Source organism: Pseudomonas sp. PsB (assembly GCF_043658375.1).
GTDB classification, from domain to species: Bacteria; Pseudomonadota; Gammaproteobacteria; order Pseudomonadales; family Pseudomonadaceae; genus Aquipseudomonas; species Aquipseudomonas putida_Z.
The window spans coordinates 1-740 of record NZ_JBIGLU010000097.1; the positions used below are offsets into that span (position 1 = coordinate 1).

The window sequence follows — 740 nt, forward strand, 5'->3', positions numbered from 1 at the left end:
CTGGCAGCCGGCATCCTCGGCGTAATCAATGGCTACCTGGGGGATCGCGGCCTGTCGCTGCGCCAGGGCACTATCGTCGATGCCACACTGATCCACGCACCCAGCTCGACCAAGAACCAGGACGGCAAGCGCGACCCGGAAATGCACCAGAGCAAGAAAGGGAACCAGTATTACTTTGGCATGAAGGCGCACATCGGCGTGGATGATGAGTCGGGGCTGGTACACAGCGTGGTAGGCACGGCAGCCAACGTGGCGGATATCACCCAGGTCGACAAACTGCTGCACGGTAACGAGAACGTCGTCTGCGCCGATGCCGGCTACACCGGCGTCGAAAAGCGCCCCGAACATGCGGGCCGCGAAGTGATCTGGCAGGTCGCAGCACGCCGCAGCACCTACAAGAAGCTCGATAAACGCAGCGCCCTGTACAAAGCCAAGCGCAAGATCGAGAAGGCCAAGGCACAAGTGCGAGCGAAGGTCGAGCACCCGTTTCGAGTGATCAAGCGCCAGTTCGGTTACGTGAAGGTGCGCTTCCGTGGCCTGGCCAAGAACACCGCTCAGCTGGTGACGCTGTTCGCGCTGTCGAACCTATGGATGGCGCGCCGACATTTGCTGACTACCGCAGGACAGGTGCACCTGTAATGCGGAAAATGGCTGCTGCGAGGTGCTCGCGGCGGCCAAAAACGGAGAACTGAGCGGGTTACCTGGTCGATTTTGATCGACGGCCCGCTTTCAAAAGCAGC

Annotated in this window: 1 protein-coding gene; it reads left to right on the plus strand. The window is 60.7% G+C overall.

What is annotated here, in order from left to right:
* Positions 1–639, plus strand: a 639-nt coding sequence (locus ACGLHT_RS30015) for an IS5-like element ISPpu18 family transposase (protein ID WP_394520773.1), incomplete at its 5' end; no start/stop codon positions are given.
* Positions 640–740: the final 101 nt, after the last annotated feature.